Origin of the sequence: Pseudoalteromonas ostreae (assembly GCF_018069805.1) — a bacterium.
Lineage (GTDB): Bacteria > Pseudomonadota > Gammaproteobacteria > Enterobacterales > Alteromonadaceae > Pseudoalteromonas > Pseudoalteromonas ostreae.
The window spans coordinates 87762-104262 of record NZ_JAGPYN010000011.1 but is presented as its reverse complement, the minus strand read 5'-3'; the positions used below and the strand labels follow the sequence as shown (position 1 = coordinate 104262).

The following is a 16501-nucleotide window of genomic DNA, read 5'->3' as shown; positions in this document are numbered from 1 at the left end:
TTTGTTCCTATTTTGTTTTGAGTCGGTTTGTCGAAAAATATTGAATTTTTTGTTAACTTGCTTTAAACATACTTGAATTCGTACTGAAAATAAGCGATAAAAGACACAAATAACCGTCAAGAGGTTTGACCAGATAAAAAATTATCAGCAAATCCTTGAATCACAGAATTATGCGCCGTAAACTACGCCGCAATCTGAAAATAACGCATTGGCGTTTTTAATAAAGGAAAGAAGAATGAGCGACATCCAAGAACGCGTAAAGAAAATCATCATTGAGCAACTAGGTGTTAAAGAAGAAGAAGTAAAGCACGAAGCTTCTTTCGTTGATGACTTAGGCGCCGATTCACTTGATACTGTTGAATTAGTAATGGCTCTTGAAGAAGAGTTTGACACTGAGATCCCAGACGAAGAAGCTGAAAAGATCACTACAGTACAAGCTGCAATCGATTACGTAACAGCTCACGCTGAGTAATCGATCGCACATTAAGGGCAGCATTCGCTGCCCTTAATCTATCCATAATATGATACTAATTAATTTAGTACACACCCACCTAAAATAATAATTCCCTTATTGGAGGCAACCCGTGGCTAAACGTCGAGTAGTCGTAACTGGCTTAGGAATGTTGACACCGCTAGGTAACGATGTTGAATCAACCTGGCAAGGCTTGTTAAATGGCAAAAGTGGTATTCAAACTATCACGCATTTCGATACTTCAAGTTTTGGCACCAAATTCGCAGGTTTGCTGAATGATTTTGATGCATCTAACTATATGTCACCTAAAGATGCTAAGAAAATGGATTTGTTTATCCAGTATGGCATAGCAGCGGGTGTGCAGGCACTACAAGATTCTGGCCTTGAGATCACAGAGCAAAACGCACCGCGCGTTGGTGTTGCTGTAGGTTCAGGCATTGGTGGTTTAACGCTGATAGAAGAGAACCACATCAAACTATTAAACAGTGGCCCACGTAAGCTTTCTCCTTTTTACGTGCCGTCGACCATTATCAATATGATCTCAGGTCATCTATCGATTATGCACGGTCTTCGTGGTCCAAATATTTCAATTGTTACAGCATGTACCACAGGTTTGCATAATATCGGCCATGCGGCGCGTATGATTGCGTACGGTGACGCTGATGCGATGGTTGCAGGTGGTGCTGAAAAAGCGTCTACACCGATAGGTATGGGGGGGTTTAATGCTGCACGTGCGTTATCGACCCGAAACGATGATCCCCAAGCCGCGTCTCGTCCGTGGGATAAAGACCGTGATGGTTTTGTATTAGCTGATGGCGCAGGTGTGATCGTACTTGAAGAGTATGAACATGCGAAAGCCCGTGGTGCTAAAATTTACTCTGAGTTAGTTGGTTTTGGTATGAGCGGTGACGCTTATCACATGACGTCGCCACCAGAAGATGGTGCCGGTGCAGCCTTGGCAATGGAAAATGCGTTAAATGATGCAAAAATCAATGCAGATCAAGTGGGTTATATCAATGCGCACGGTACTTCAACCAACGCCGGAGATAAAGCAGAAACCTCAGCAGTTAAGTCAGTTTTTGGTAATGCAGCAAAAGATGTGATGGTGAGTTCGTCTAAATCTATGATGGGTCATTTACTCGGTGCAGCAGGCTCTGTTGAATCAATTATCACTATTTTGTCGTTACAAGATCAAAAAGTAACCCCGACAATTAACCTTGATAACCCTGATGAAGGCTGTGATCTGGACTACGTTCCACACACGGCTCGTGATGCGAAACTTGATTACGCATTATGTAATTCATTTGGTTTTGGTGGTACTAATGGCTCGTTGGTATTTAAAAAGGTATAATCTTTTTTAACAACGAAACAAAATAAGAGCCCAGTTGTTACTGGGCTTTTTTATATGCAAAAAAACAAAAACCGATGCAAACAATAATTTTTACAGATCTTACAAGTACAGTGAGTATTAAAGACCGAGGCTTGAATTATGGTGATGGTTTTTTTACTACCGCAAAAGTGCACAATGGCGAGGTTGAACACTGGCCGTTACATTGTGCGCGCTTGGAAGAGTGCGCTTCACGTTTAGGTTTCGATGCGCTTGATATCGCCGCGCTAACGCAAGCCGTTAACGGTTATATTCAAAGCGTGTCTCTGGGTGTGTTAAAAATCGTTGTCACTCGGGGTGAAGGCGGGCGAGGCTATGCATTGCCTGAGCTGCCGCAAACCACTATTTTGTTATCGCAGTTAGCGTTTCCTGGGCATTATTATCAACAAGCGCTGAAGGGGGTGAAACTTGCGGTAAGTCCTATAAAGCTTGCTTCACAGCCATTACTTGCGGGTTTAAAAACCTTAAACCGTTTAGAGCAAGTCATGATCAAACGCGCGATGGACGCACAAACATGTGATGATGTTTTGGTTTGTGATTACCACAATAATGTGATTGAAGCCTCTGCTGCGAATATTTTTGCCATTCACAATGGTCGCATTGTCAGCCCAAATTTACAAAACTGCGGTATCAAAGGGGTTTATCTGCAATCACTGTGTAATAAGTTAGAAATTGAATTTATTGATATTACATTGTCTGAATTATTGCAAATGGATGCAGTGTATCTGTGTAACAGTTTAATGGCCATTGTTCCTGTTTTAGCTATTGCTGATACTGAGTTTGATTTAACAACTAGTTTAAGACTATTACATGGTTTTTTAGCCAAGGAGTCTGCGTGTTAAGAGTGATTTTCTCTATCGTGTTGTTAGCATTGCTGGCCATAGGCATTGGTTATCAACAATTACAAAGCACTATCAACAGTACATTAGTTGTTCCAGCGAGTACGCTATTTGAAGTTAAAAAAGGCACTGGGTTTAATCAATTATGCCAACAATGGCAGGCTAAAAAGTGGTTAGAAGGCTGTTTCCGTTATCAAATACTCACTAAGCTCGATCCGACATTGACGGATTTAAAAGCTGGATTATATCAACTTAAGAACACCACGGTGCTTGACAATATTCGGCAAATCAATCAAGGCAAGCAAGTAAGTTTTAGTTTTACAATTATTGAGGGTCAGTCACTGCGTGACGTGTTAGCAGCAATAAGTAAAGCCCAGTATCTTCGTCAAGATTTAAACCTTAGTGAGCTATCTCAGCAAATCGTTGGCTCTGAACAGCATTTAGAAGGATGGCTGTTTCCTGATACTTATTATTATCATGCGAATGATACAACAAGCTCAGTGCTCAAACGAGCGCATAAAATAATGCAAAATGTACTTGATGAGGCTTGGCAAAGCAGGGCTGCTGATTTACCGTTTAAAACCGCCTACGAAGCATTGATTATGGCCTCAATTATTGAAAAAGAAACAGGCCTTGCCAGCGAACGGCCATTAATAGCTTCTGTCTTTACTAATCGACTAAATACAAAAATGCGCTTGCAAACTGATCCAACCGTGATTTATGGCATTGGCGCTGACTTTGATGGTGATATAAAACGTAAAGATTTAACTAATCATACTCCGTATAATACATATAAAATTAATGGCTTACCGCCTACACCGATTGCTATGCCGTCAAAAGCGGCAATACTTGCAGCAGTCAATCCACCTGAGTCTGAGTACCTTTATTTTGTTGCCAAAGGCGATGGTAGCCATCAATTTTCTAAAACCTTAAAAGAACATAACAAAGCAGTACAAGATTACTTACGTTATCAAAAACAGTTAAGCAAATCAGAGTAAAAAATATAAAACGAGAAAGCAGATCAATGCTTTTTCAAACTAAAAAGAGAGATCATGACAGCAGCAAAATTTATTGTGATTGAAGGCTTAGAAGGGGCCGGTAAATCGACAGCTATAGCAATTTGCCAACAATTTTTAGAGCAGCACAAAGTTGATTTTATTAATGTACGCGAGCCCGGCGGCACACCCATCGCTGAAGCACTGCGCACTATTGTAAAAGATAACCATGTCGAACAGATTGCCAGCGAAACAGAATTACTGCTGATGTATGCAGCCCGTTCGCAACTGCTGCATAATGTTATTCGTCCAGCTCTTGCTAAAGGACAATGGGTATTAGGCGATCGACACGATCTATCATCGCAGGCTTACCAAGGCGGTGGACGTGAAATTGCCGCTACTACGTTAGATTCTCTCGCCAATATTGTATTAAAAGGTTTAAAACCAGATCTCACCATTTATTTGGACATTGAACCTGCGGTGGGCCTTGCTCGTGCGAAAGGACGCGGTGAGCTGGATCGTATAGAGCAACAAGCATTGAGTTTTTTTGAACGCACCAGAGCGCGCTATTTAGAACTTGCCAATAACGATGAGCGCATTAAAACAGTCAATGCTGGACAGAGTATGGAGTTAGTCCATCATGACATCATCGCGGTGCTTGAGCAATTTGTAAAAAGTAATCCTTAACATGATTTATCCTTGGCTTAATGATGTGCAGCAGCAACTAAGCGCTAGTTTTAATGCTGGGCGCTTTCACCATGGGCTATTATTTAATGGTCAACAAGGTGTCGGTAAACGCGCCCTAGTTGAACAACTTGCCAATGCATTACTGTGTAGCGCACCGCAAAATTTAGTTGCGTGTGGACATTGCAAAAGCTGCCATTTAAATCAAGCCGTTACTCACCCTGATAAATATACTGTGCAAGCAGATGGACAAAGCATTGGTGTGGATGATATTCGCAGTGTCAGCGATTTTATGCATCAATCAGCGGCGCAAAATGCCAATAAAGTGGTGGTGATCAATGATTGCCATAAAATGACCATAGCGGCGGCCAATGCCTTACTTAAAACGTTAGAAGAGCCCAGCCCGCAGCGATTTTTGTTACTAACAACGAGTGCTACAACGCAATTACCGGCCACTATTTTAAGTCGTTGCGCGCTTACACAAGTAAAAGTGAATGATGCCAATGTTGCTATGGACTGGATTGCCCAACTGCATGTTCCTGCATATCCATGGTTAAAGATGTTTACTCAGCAGCCATTATTGATTGCCCGTTGGCAACAAGATGAGCAACTGCAGGTAATCGATCAATTGTATAAGTTTGCAACTGAGCTAAAACAAGGCCATAATTTCAGTGCGTTAGTTGATATTATCAGTAAAGATACAGAGCGTGTTCGCGTCTTTTGTTTATTTTTAAGCGAGCAATTAAAACAACAACTCATTGCTGGAATGGATTTTGATTCATACCAGAGTGCACAAAATGCATTAGCCGAATTTGTGCAAAACAGTACACAAATATTAGGGTTGAACTTGCCGTTGGCAGTGTCTTGTTTAGCGTATCGTTTACGTAAAAGCTATAAGTAGGATTGATTGTGCAAGAATTATTAGTCGATTTAGATGATCTAGATGAATTATACCGCTGCTATATGCCGTATCTAAAAAATGGTGGACTATTTGTGCGCACTAATATGCGTTATGAACTAGGTCATTCATTGGCACTAAAAGTGACGTTACCAGATGCCCTTGAAGATGATGTAATAACCGGGAAAGTCACTTGGATCACACCACAAGGTGCACAAAGCTCTAACCCACCTGGGATTGGCATTAGTTTTATCGATGATAAAACTAACCTCAATTTGAAGATCGAAAAACTACTAGGGACTATGTTAAACTCTGGTAATCCAACTTATACCATGTAGAAAGCAGTAACGTGATTGTAGATTCTCATTGCCATTTAGACCGACTCGATTTTGATAAACTCGATTTAAACTTAGATCAAGTACTTGATAGTGCACGAGCCAAGCAAGTCGAACACTTTTTATGTGTCAGTGTCACACTTGATCAATTTCCGAGTATGCTGGAAAAAATTAAGGGTTACCGTGACGTATCAGCGTCGTGCGGTGTTCATCCGCTTGATCAAAAAGATGCGCTTGATAAACAACGCTTAATTGATTTAGCAAGCCAGGATAAAGTAGTTGCAATTGGCGAAACAGGGCTTGATTATTATTATTCGAAAGACACCCATGCCGTGCAACAAGCAAGCTTTGTGGGCCATATTGAGGTGGCTAATGAATTACAAAAGCCACTTATTATTCATACCCGTGATGCCCGTGTCGACACCATTAGTTTAATGCGTGAGCACAAAGCAGAAGATTGCGGTGGGGTACTGCACTGTTTCACCGAAGATTGGGATATGGCTAAAAAAGCCATTGATATGGGTTTTTATATCTCTATTTCAGGCATTGTGACCTTTAAAAATGCAGTTGAACTTAAAGATGTGGTTAAACAAATCCCCCTTGATCGATTATTAATCGAAACAGACTCGCCTTATCTCGCACCAGTACCGTATCGTGGTAAAACCAATCAACCAGCCTATGTACAAGATGTTGCGTATTATATCGCAGAATTAAAAGGTGTTAGTTATAAAGAGCTTGCCGAGGCCACTACGGCGAATTTTTATTCGCTATTTAATTTAGTAGATAAAGGTTAAGTAGCGTATGAGCACAGCCGCACTCCCAGAGCTACTAATGGGGCCAATGGTGCGCCGTGCTGACGCCAATGGGGTGTGCTTTCAATTTGCTACCAGCATCCCTTCACAATACCGCATTGAGCTAGATAACGTTGATACCTATAGTGAACATCACAGTATTGTGCTTGGTAGTCAGCTGTTTTTGCATTTTATTGTATTAAAATCGATTAATGAAAACTTACCTACTGATGAACTGCTTAGCTATCGCTTATATAACGATAAACAGCAAGTTGATCTCAGTCATTTTTGTTATGATGGCAAGGCAACTCCAGAGTTTGTGATCCCACAAACTCTCGAGCAAATATTTCATGGCTCATGCCGTAATCCACATCACCCAGCCCAAGATAGCCTAGTTGCTGCACAGCGGTGGCAAGCTGAGCAGCGCACTCATGGTAAGGCCGGCGCTGATATTTTATTGCTGTCGGGCGATCAGGTGTATGCCGATGATGTGGCAGGAGCCATGTTAATAGCAATCCATCGTTTGATTGAGTTATTGGGCATTTACAAAGAGCTGCCACTGGATATTCTATTGCCAGAGGAGCTCTCAGAGCAACTTTATCAACGTCATTTATTTTTGCCTAAAGTGCCATGGCAACAGCGTAATAAAATAGGTGTGGGCTATTGGTTAAAAAAAGACGAACCGCATTTCTCCAGCTTAAAAGCAGCTAATCATTTAATCTCATTTGAAGAATTTATTGCGCTGTATTTACTAAATTTCAGCTCGGTTGCTTGGTCGTTGATTGATTTAGCGTCAATTAGTTATCAAGCTAAAACAGCGGAATGTCAGCAACTGTTCGAAAATGAAAAACAGGCGTTAATCGAATTTAGTCAAGGACTATACGAGGTTCAGCGATTATTTGCCAATGTATCGACACTGATGATGTTTGATGATCATGATGTCACCGATGATTGGAACTTAACCGCAGGCTGGGAGCAGGTTATTTATCAACATCCAGTTAGCCGACGTATTGTTAATAATGGTTTGATCAGTTACTGGTTGATGCAAGGCTTTGGTAATGATGCTGGGGTTAAAACTGCGGCGTTAGTCGATGATTTCAAAGTTAGTTTAAGCAAGCAAAAGCAATGGCAATTTAATGCGTTTGATAAAACAGTATTGGACTTTAATCATTGGCATTATGAGCTCAATACTGTGCCTAAAGTAGTGGTGCTTGATACACGTACCCACCGCTGGCGCAATGAACAAAATTTTAATGAACCCTCAGGTTTGCTCGATTGGGAGCGCCTCACTGAACTTGAAAACAGCCTCTTAACCCATGAGCAAGTGATCATAGTGTCGCCTGCGCCGGTGTTTGGGGTGAAATCAATAGAAGCTATCCAAGCGCTATTTAATATGTGTGCTCAGCCCTTGCTGGTCGATGTTGAAAACTGGATGGCTCATGAAGGCTCAGCCAAAAAGTTACTTGATACTTTTCGCCGTGACGATACCCCCAAAGAAACGCTTATTTTATCGGGCGATGTACATTATTCATTCTGTTTTTCAGTACAGAAACGTTTTGGTAAGCATCCAAACCGCATTTGGCAATTAACAGCCAGTGGCATAAAAAATGAGTTTCCACGTAAGTTAATTAATATTCTTGATAAGCTTGATTCGATTTTATATGCTCCTAAAAGCCCGTTAAACTTTTTCACTAAACGTTGGCATATGGAGGTTGATAAGCACCAAACAAAGGACGACAGCCAAAAATATTTAGTGAGTGACTCAGCAATTAGCTTGATCACTCTTGAGGCCGGAAATTTAGCTTGTTACAAGCTGATACATGGCGATGGCCACACCACCGAATTTGATTTAGTAAAGCAATAAATTAAAAATAGGCTTTAGATGGATAAGTATCAGGTTGGTATTATTTTGAAATCGTAGCAGCGGGTTTACCCCGCGTTATGAATTATTGCTACTCTCACGTGATATAAAATTGCTGATACAAACTAAACCACAGCCTCTAAAAGTGCAGCGTCACTATGTCGTATTTGTTTTATATATCAAGGTATCAACTATATTCACTACGGTGTTTTTTAAGCCGTTTAGGGGCGGGTAATTGATTAGTTAATATAGCTAAACATAATACCACTATAAATAACATCGAATTTGCGCCAGCCTGTAATGAATAATCAACCGAAGAATGCAGCATCATTGCCACAATAGCTGTAGCACAACCAAAGGCTACGCCTTGATAAAGTGCTGTTTTACGAGTTCGCATGGTATTAAAACACAACCACAAACAATAAAGTATCAGCAATCCTAATAACACCGTAACCGGAATACCCAGCTCAACCGCAAATTGAACGTAATCATTATGCGCGTTATCGTAATACCCAGAGTAGGGCTCAGATTGATACGCTGGAAACGCGGTATAAAAAGTACCTCCGCCAGAGCCCAGTATAGAGTTATCTAGAATAAGCGGAATTGAGTCTCGGACGACTTCATCGCGAGTTTCCGATTGTAAACTGGTTTCGCTAATACGTTGCTTTACTTTTTCTACATCAAAAATGGCACCAATGATGATCAAATCAATTATAAAAAAGCTCACAATAAGTAGTTTAAATGCTTTAGGTTTTTGCTTATAAAAAAATAGCGCTAGTAAGCTCACTATTATCAGAGCAATAAAAAACGCCGAGTTACCCATACGACTGCGAGTTAATATAAGCGCCACAATAATAATAATTAATGAAATACGTAAAATTATTTTAGAGCTTAACAATACTTCAACCCAGGCGCGCAGTGTTTGTTTAAAAGTGGGCTGATAGCCATTATTTGTGCGCTTTAATTCGCTGATTAATACACCTATGCCTAAACATAAACATAAAGCTAAGTAGTTAGCTAAAAAGTTAGGGTAGGTAAAGGTGCCAATTGCACGGTCAGTATGTCCGTATCCAAATAAAGGACTCACAATATCGGGCGATAAGTTTAAGTAACTAGCATATAAAGCCTGAAATACACCTGCACAAATTACAGCGTAAATTAGCTTCTTAATTCGCTCTGCGCTATTACAGTAATTAAATATTAACCAGCTCAACATTAGTAAAAAGCTCGTTTTTAATAACATTTGTTTGGTTTGAAAGGGGTCAACACTAACGCTAAACAGCTGTACGCTACATACTAAAATAACCATGCTTAAAGCAACGAATATAGGCCACGTATAACGGGGCGGAAATAGTGACTGGTTATTATTTAAAACACTGTGCGTAAGGTGAGCAATAAAAGTAAAGCTAGTGAAAATACCAATGGCTAAAATTGCCCAAGGTCTGTAACTACCTAAGGGAAGGGGAAGTAAAAATAGGATCAGGCAAATACAAAAAAATATAAAAGGATTCAAAATAAACTCAAAAGTAAAAACGCAGCTATGTGCTGCGTTTGTATATACTATTAACTAGAAACTAGTTAGCGACTTCAGAAATACCAGTATCACCACCAGTACCGCCAGCACCAGAAGGTATTGGTAGTGTTGGTAAGGTAACGACTACTGGAGTAGCTGGGCCTGCACCAGAGCCTGCAGCTGTTGCTTCAGAAGCTATTGTAGGATCAATACCTGCAGTAATTGCAGCAAGAGTGATTGTATCAGAGTCGATATCAGTATCTGAAAGTGCAGCTAAAAAGTCAGGGATTAACGGGTTGTCTGCGCTAAAATTAGCAACAACAGCTGTGATCATTGCATCAATGTCTGCAGCGCCACATGCACCATTAAGTAGTTTTTCGTCTAGCTTAACTTTTCCTTCATTTTCACAAATACGTTTAATTTCTTCTACTAAGTCTTTGCGTAATTGCTCAGATGAAGTATCAGTCGTCACGTTGTTAAGAATGTCAATAATGCCATTTATGCTCTCCTCTTGAGCCACAGTAACATTGTCCGTTTGTGCATAGCTTGGAAAAGCAGTAAGAGCAGTTGCGCTAGCGACTAAGCCAGCTAAAAGTAATTTTTTCATTTCTCATCCCTTGATTGAGTACTAATTGCAAAATATTAGCGCATCGATGCAAAAAGTAAACTCTTTATTTACGCCATTTGTATTAGACTTAATAATTTTTGATGGTGCTTGTATCAAATTGCCTTGAACACCATCACACCCTAAGTATTCAAGAATTTCTAAAGTCTCTGTTTTTTCAATTAAACAGGCTAAAACTTTAATGCCAAAACCATGGCAAATATTGTTAACCGTTTGAATATAAAATTGGCTTTGCGGATTGGTTACTAAATCTTGAATATAGCTACCATCAATTTTAACGTATTCAATATCAAGGCCTTGTAAGTACCTAAACGACGTCAAGCTAGTGCCAAAGTGTTCAATACAGACATTAATACCCAGCTCTTTAATTGCATCTATATGTAACGACGCCACATGTACATTATATAGCAAACTTATTTCGTGAAGCTCAAACAGCAAGTTAGTTTTTATAACGGGTTTAGTGTACGAATAAAGAGTAAGCCACTCTATAAAGTCAGTCGAATATAAAGATGCTTTGCTAATGTTTAGTGCAAATACCTCATTTGGGTATTGCTCTTTTATATCCACAAAACTACGGATAATCTTTTTATCGAGTTCTTCGGTTAAGTTTAACTTTTCGGCCATTGCGAATAAGTGACCGTTATTTACTTTCTCGCCATCATGAATGAAGTGCGCAAATACTTCAAAGTAACATTGAGACTTCGTTGTATTGGCTTGCTTTACTGGCTGTATTGAAAAGCTGACTTCACCAGCATTTATAATCGACTTAATCAGTGTACGCCATTGATTAACGCTAAATAGCGATTCTTTATCATTACTGCTTAGGGTGGTGTCTTTGCCTATTGTACAGCCTGTATCAAGTAGCGATAGGACCTCACCTACACTTGTGCCTTGTTCAACACCAACCAATGCTAAATTGGCGTAACCATTTATATGTAAGCTGTTTTCTTTTTGGCTTAATTTTTCAAGAAGTTCAAGGCGTGCTTTATTTAAGAATAAAACGTCATATGGGGCCAGTAGCACAAACGTCCCCCCGTTAAGTTTGAATACTGTTGAGTTTGGTAATTCGCCAGCAAGGTGTCTTAGTAACTTTGTCGCATCAAGCACATACTGATCGCCATCTTGATAGCTCACAATTTGGTTTATATTATTCAATGAAGGCAGGGTAAGCATCATAGCGGTAATTGGCGCATCGTCTGAAATATTATTAACAACAGAATTAAAGTGGTTTTCAAACGACTTGCGGTTACCGAGCCCAGTTAATGAATCTATATATACTTCTTCGGTGAGTGCTTGAGTTTGTTTAGTTAGTGAGTCAAAGGTACTTTGTAAGTTTATAACCATATTATTTATGGCTTGAGTAACGGTGCGTAGTTCACGAGCTACCGGTATTTCTTTATTTAAAGTAAAGCGTTTACGAGTTACTAACGTAGCTTGATTTTCTACAACTTTTAACGGCCTAAAGACCGCGCGTAATATTAAAAACGCAATAACCAAAGAGGTTGCTAACAATAAAAACGAGCTATATAAGCTGCGTAATGTGTGCTGCCACAAAGTTAAATAAGATTGTCCTGTATGGCTGGTTACATCGAGTGTACCAGCAATTATCCAGCCGTTGTTTATTTCAGAATGCATAGTAGGTGCACTAAGTTCAATAGCATTAATAAACCAATTAGGGACCGATTCAACGCGTTTTGGGTTGTGTAACTCAAACACCACATTGTTGTGTACATCGGTAAATTTAATTTCACTATAATAACCTGAGTCAAAAATAGCAGTTGTCATTGTCTCTGCAATCATTAGGCTATCGTCTTCTAGATAGGGTGATATAGAAAGCCCTAAACTGGTGGCAGTGTCCTGCGCATGGCTGGCCATTTGCGTTTGCAGATAATTTCGGGTTGTATCTACGTCGATAATTACACGTACACAAAACGAAATTACCGAAATTAAAATGATCAAGCTATATACTTGGGTCTTTAAACTCAATCCATATTTAAAAATTCGAGACATAACTACCAGTTCCTTTATTGTTACCGTTGGCGGGCGCAAGCTCACCTTGTTCAATTCGCTCAAGCATAGTATTCCAAGCAGAGACACCACGACTATTTTTAACTTTATTTCCCAAACCTCTAGATTTTGCCAACCACAAACCTTGGCCGTTAAAACTATATATTGGCTTTAAATCACCGCGATTGCTTGCAGGCACTAGTTTTGTATTAAAATTATCGAGCACAAGCGGTATCTGATTGGGTTGTTCAAAATATATAAGTACCATATGTGGCTGATTAACCGTACGCTGGCGCACATACATAAACCGAATTTTATCTTCTGGGATACCTAAGGCAATTAATGTAAAATATTTTGCAATAACATAGTCCTCGCAGTCACCCATACCTACGCCTAAGCTTTCTAGTGGCGTGGCCCAGTAATCTGTTTTTTGCCAAAGGTCCTCATCGGTTTTGTACTTTATGTGCTTATTAAAAAAATCATTAACTAAATGAATTTTTTGCCACTCACTTTTACCTGCTGAGTCGTCAATAAAATTTAGCCATGTTTTTATTCGTTGATGGCCAGCATCACCATAAAATTGTTTAGCACGGCTTATTATATCGCTATTACGCAAATGCAAAAGCATGTCTTGTGCACAAGCAAAAAAAGACACTAATATAATGATGCAAAATCCTACGCGCACAAAGCCCATCCATAAAAAGTTAACGCGGTAATTATATTCTCATTGAAACTAAAATGATAGGTTATAAAAAAAGCACAGTTTAGCGGGTTAGCAATTACGCAACATAAAACAATCAAAAAGACTGCTTTTTATATTGAGCGATTGCATGTGTTGTGTATAATGCCCGCCCATATGGATTGTAGTACTTCAAAAACTCCGCTGAATTTGGCGAGAATATCGGAAAGTAATTACGGAACAACCAAAAAAAGTAACGTTAAAAGGAGTTGAAGTGAAAGTATTAAAAGCAGTCCTTCCTGTGGCAGGTTTAGGGACGCGTATGTTGCCTGCTACCAAAGCAACGCCAAAGGAAATGCTTCCTCTCGTCGACAAACCCCTCATTCAATATGTTGTTAACGAAGCGGTTAAAGCCGGTATTAAAGAAATTATACTGGTTACTCATGCCTCAAAAAATGCCATAGAAAACCATTTTGATATTAGTTTTGAGCTAGAAGCCACATTAGAAGCTCGCGTAAAGCGAAGTTTGTTAGAAGAGGTTCGTTCAATAATCCCAAGAGAAGTTAGCATTATTTCGGTCCGTCAATCGGCGCCGTTAGGCTTAGGGCACGCTATCCTTGAAACTCGCCCAATTATTGGCGATAACCCATTCGCTATTTTATTACCTGATGTAATTATTGACCAATACAAGTCAGACCTTAGGGTTGATAATTTAGCACAAATGATCGCACAATTTGAGCGCACTCAACACAATCAAATTATGGTTGAGCCTGTACCTCACGAGCAAGTGCATAATTATGGTGTGGTCGATCTTGCAGGTAAAAAAATACAACCAGGTGAAAATGCTGTCATTACTAACATGGTTGAAAAGCCGGACAATGACGGCGCACCAAGTAATTTAGCAATAACAGGGCGCTACGTTGTATCACCTGCTATTTGGGGTTTATTAGAGTTTACCCCTCCAGGTGCTGGCGGTGAAATTCAATTAACTGATGCATTACTGCAGTTACGTCATCTTGAGACAATTGAAGCGTATCACCTAAAAGGCAAATCACACGACTGCGGCTCAAAACTAGGCTACATGCTTGCAAACGTAGAGTATGCAATGCAATCAAATTTACTTGGTGAAGAATTTACAAAACGTGTGAAAGAACTCATCAAATAATCAGAGAGATAAAATGAAAGTAACTTTTTACGGAATTGGATATGTGGGATTGGTTCAAGCCACAGTTTTTGCGGATGCTGGTCATGATGTGTGCTGCGTTGATATTGATGAAACCCGCATAGAAAACCTCAAAAAAGGCATAATCCCAATTTACGAGCCTGGGCTGACGCCTTTAGTGGAGAAAAATTTTGCTGAAGGGCGTTTAACATTTACAACAGATGCCCAGTTTGGTGTTGAGTTTGGTGAACTACAATTTATTGCAGTAGGAACGCCGCCAGATGAAGACGGCTCAGCAGATTTAAAGTACGTATTAAAAGTAGCAGAAACTATTGCTACGTATATGCAAAAGCCAAAAGTTATTATTGATAAGTCAACAGTACCTGTTGGAACTGCAGATAAAGTTAAAGCAACAATACAGTCAACGCTTAATGAACGGAAAAGTGATTTAACCTTTTCTGTGGTATCAAATCCTGAGTTTTTAAAGGAAGGGGCTGCGGTTAATGATTGTAAACGTCCTGATCGTATAATTATTGGTACAGATTCAGCTGATGCAGAAGAGCAAATGCGCGAGCTTTATGCGCCATTTAATCGAAATCACGAAAAGATTATTGTGATGGATATTAAAAGTGCAGAGCTTACTAAGTATGCAGCTAACTGTATGCTAGCTACAAAAATTAGTTTTATGAACGAAATGGCTAATATTGCTGAGAGAGTCGGGGCCGACATAGAGCATGTTCGCCATGGCATAGGCTCAGACCCACGAATTGGTTATCAGTTTATATACCCAGGTTGTGGTTATGGAGGTTCATGTTTCCCTAAAGATGTGCAAGCACTTGTTCGTACAACTGACGGCATAGGCTACGAATCAAAAATACTCAAAGCAGTCGAAGCCGTAAATTATGCTCAAAAGCATAAGTTATTTGAATACATTACGAATCATTATGGATTAGAAAAAAATCCAGATGCAATTAAAGGTAAGACTTTTGCGTTGTGGGGATTAAGTTTTAAACCTAACACAGATGATATGAGAGAAGCCCCTAGTCGAGTTCTTATGGAACAACTTTGGAAAGCGGGAGCCAAAGTGCAAGCTTATGATCCTGAAGCAATGGAAGAGACACAGCGTATATATGGTGCTAGAAATGACTTAAACTTTATGGGTACAAAAGAATCAGCACTCAATAATGCAGATGCTCTGATAATTTGTACTGAGTGGCAAAACTTTAAAGCGCCAGATTTTTCTTTAATGAAGTCATTACTAACGACCCCAGTTATCTTTGATGGACGTAATCTGTTTGAACCTCGCAGACTAAAAAATAAAGGCTTCAGTTATTATTCCATTGGTCGTAATATTTTATAGTAAAGGGTCTTAGGATGTTGACAGTTATAATACCTGCATATAACGAAGAGAAATGTATTGAAAAAACTTTATCCGAATTAACGAATTTTTCGAGTTTGGAGGTTGAGGTAATTGTCTTGCCAAATGGCTGTACGGATAATACAGCCGAATTTGTTAGAGCTAAATATCCTTCCTTTAAAGTTGTAGAGCTTGAAACTGGTTCAAAAGTCTTAGCTATAAATAAGGGGCTTGAAATTGCTAAGTTTGGACATGTACTTGTTCAAGATGCAGATGTTATTATAAACGCAGAAAGTGTTAGAAATATTCTTAAGTTTATTGAATCTGAAGATTATTTATTTGCATCGCCAAACACCAGAATTATTCAAGATGGTAGTTTCTTAACCAATAAGTACTACAGCTTTTTGAAACTAACTCCTGCTTATCGCATTGGAATGGTCAACTCTGGTGCGTACCTTATTTCCCCAAATGCCCGTGATATCTTAGGAGAGTTTCCGCAAGTTATTGCTGATGATGGTTATGTTAAGGGGACTTTAGGTACAGCTAACTTGACTACGATCCCTTCTTGTTATTCAGTAGTAATGAGTCCAAGGACTATTTGGTCACTTATTAAAATAAAAACGAGAAGTAAGTTAGGTAATATGGAATTAAAGAAGAAGTTTACGTCACCCACCACTGGGGGGAATAGTTTTGCTTCTTTGTTTAAAATTGCTATCAAAGAGCAAGCTTTATTTCAGTTTTTAATTTATGCAATGGTCATTTCTATAGCCACTCTTCGCGCTAAGTTGCAAATCAAAAAATTAAAGACTATTAAATGGGAAAGGGACGAGAGTACACGAATATGAAAAGATTCATACATGTCTATGTACGACATTTTATACTATCCATTATCACGC

At 39.4% G+C, this 16501-nt stretch carries 16 protein-coding genes; 12 read left to right on the top strand and 4 right to left on the bottom strand.

Annotated features, from left to right (window positions below; all coding sequences use genetic code 11):
* Positions 1–235: 235 nt before the first annotated feature.
* The 9 genes from acpP to J7338_RS10685 all read left to right on the top strand — a co-directional run bounded on the left by acpP (position 236) and on the right by J7338_RS10685 (position 8265).
* Positions 236–472, top strand: a complete 237-nt coding sequence (gene acpP, locus J7338_RS10725) for an acyl carrier protein (RefSeq protein WP_016707440.1) — start codon at positions 236–238, stop codon at positions 470–472.
* 112 nt (positions 473–584) lie between these two features.
* The gene (fabF, locus tag J7338_RS10720; protein WP_210797047.1) at positions 585–1823 is read left to right on the top strand and encodes a beta-ketoacyl-ACP synthase II; all 1239 of its coding nucleotides are present in this window, start codon (positions 585–587) and stop codon (positions 1821–1823) included.
* Positions 1824–1897: 74 nt separating this feature from the next.
* Entirely contained in the window at positions 1898–2701 is an 804-nt protein-coding gene (gene pabC, locus J7338_RS10715; RefSeq protein WP_210797046.1) for an aminodeoxychorismate lyase, read from the top strand.
* Positions 2695–3696 carry an endolytic transglycosylase MltG gene (mltG, locus tag J7338_RS10710; RefSeq protein WP_210797045.1) on the top strand — a complete coding sequence of 334 codons (1002 nt, stop codon included), beginning with the start codon at positions 2695–2697 and terminating at the stop codon, positions 3694–3696. Before pabC ends, mltG begins: the two co-directional genes overlap by 7 nt.
* A 54-nt stretch (positions 3697–3750) precedes the next feature.
* Positions 3751–4380, top strand: a complete 630-nt coding sequence (gene tmk, locus J7338_RS10705; RefSeq protein ID WP_210797044.1) for a dTMP kinase — start codon at positions 3751–3753, stop codon at positions 4378–4380.
* A 1-nt stretch (position 4381) separates the two neighbouring features.
* On the top strand, positions 4382–5278 hold the full coding sequence (holB, locus tag J7338_RS10700) for a DNA polymerase III subunit delta' (protein WP_210797043.1): 897 nt from the start codon (positions 4382–4384) through the stop codon (positions 5276–5278).
* An 8-nt stretch (positions 5279–5286) separates the two neighbouring features.
* The gene (locus J7338_RS10695; protein WP_210797042.1) at positions 5287–5613 is read left to right on the top strand and encodes a PilZ domain-containing protein; all 327 of its coding nucleotides are present in this window, start codon (positions 5287–5289) and stop codon (positions 5611–5613) included.
* Positions 5614–5624: 11 nt separating this feature from the next.
* Positions 5625–6404: a TatD family hydrolase gene (locus J7338_RS10690; protein ID WP_210797041.1), complete on the top strand. Its 780-nt coding sequence runs from the start codon at positions 5625–5627 to the stop codon at positions 6402–6404.
* A 7-nt stretch (positions 6405–6411) separates the two neighbouring features.
* Positions 6412–8265, top strand: coding sequence for a metallophosphoesterase family protein (locus J7338_RS10685; protein ID WP_210797040.1), 1854 nt, complete (start codon positions 6412–6414; stop codon positions 8263–8265).
* 184 nt (positions 8266–8449) lie between these two features.
* Here the strand turns inward: J7338_RS10685 and J7338_RS10680 are convergent, their stop codons facing one another.
* The 4 genes from J7338_RS10680 to J7338_RS10665 form a co-directional block, all read right to left on the bottom strand.
* Entirely contained in the window at positions 8450–9775 is a 1326-nt protein-coding gene (locus J7338_RS10680) for an O-antigen ligase family protein (protein ID WP_210797039.1), read from the bottom strand.
* A gap of 61 nt (positions 9776–9836) precedes the next feature.
* Positions 9837–10382 (bottom strand): hypothetical protein, encoded by a 546-nt coding sequence (locus tag J7338_RS10675; protein ID WP_210797038.1) that lies wholly within the window; start codon positions 10380–10382, stop codon positions 9837–9839.
* Between the two features lie 21 nt (positions 10383–10403).
* Positions 10404–12410, bottom strand: a complete 2007-nt coding sequence (locus J7338_RS10670) for a bifunctional diguanylate cyclase/phosphodiesterase (RefSeq protein ID WP_210797037.1) — start codon at positions 12408–12410, stop codon at positions 10404–10406.
* The gene (locus tag J7338_RS10665) at positions 12394–13092 is read right to left on the bottom strand and encodes a transglutaminase-like cysteine peptidase (protein WP_210797036.1); all 699 of its coding nucleotides are present in this window, start codon (positions 13090–13092) and stop codon (positions 12394–12396) included. The genes J7338_RS10670 and J7338_RS10665 overlap by 17 nt, the downstream gene beginning before the upstream one ends.
* 268 nt (positions 13093–13360) lie before the next feature.
* On the opposite strand from J7338_RS10665, the gene galU reads away from it, so the two are divergent.
* Genes galU through J7338_RS10650 form a run of 3 tightly spaced genes read left to right on the top strand, consistent with a single transcriptional unit; the run spans position 13361 to position 16450 of the window.
* Positions 13361–14251: a UTP--glucose-1-phosphate uridylyltransferase GalU gene (gene galU / locus J7338_RS10660; RefSeq protein ID WP_210797035.1), complete on the top strand. Its 891-nt coding sequence runs from the start codon at positions 13361–13363 to the stop codon at positions 14249–14251.
* A 13-nt stretch (positions 14252–14264) separates the two neighbouring features.
* Complete coding sequence (locus tag J7338_RS10655) at positions 14265–15608, top strand: UDP-glucose dehydrogenase family protein (RefSeq protein ID WP_210797034.1); 1344 nt, start codon at positions 14265–14267, stop codon at positions 15606–15608.
* Positions 15609–15622: 14 nt separating this feature from the next.
* The gene (locus tag J7338_RS10650; protein ID WP_210797033.1) at positions 15623–16450 is read left to right on the top strand and encodes a glycosyltransferase family 2 protein; all 828 of its coding nucleotides are present in this window, start codon (positions 15623–15625) and stop codon (positions 16448–16450) included.
* Positions 16451–16501: the final 51 nt, after the last annotated feature.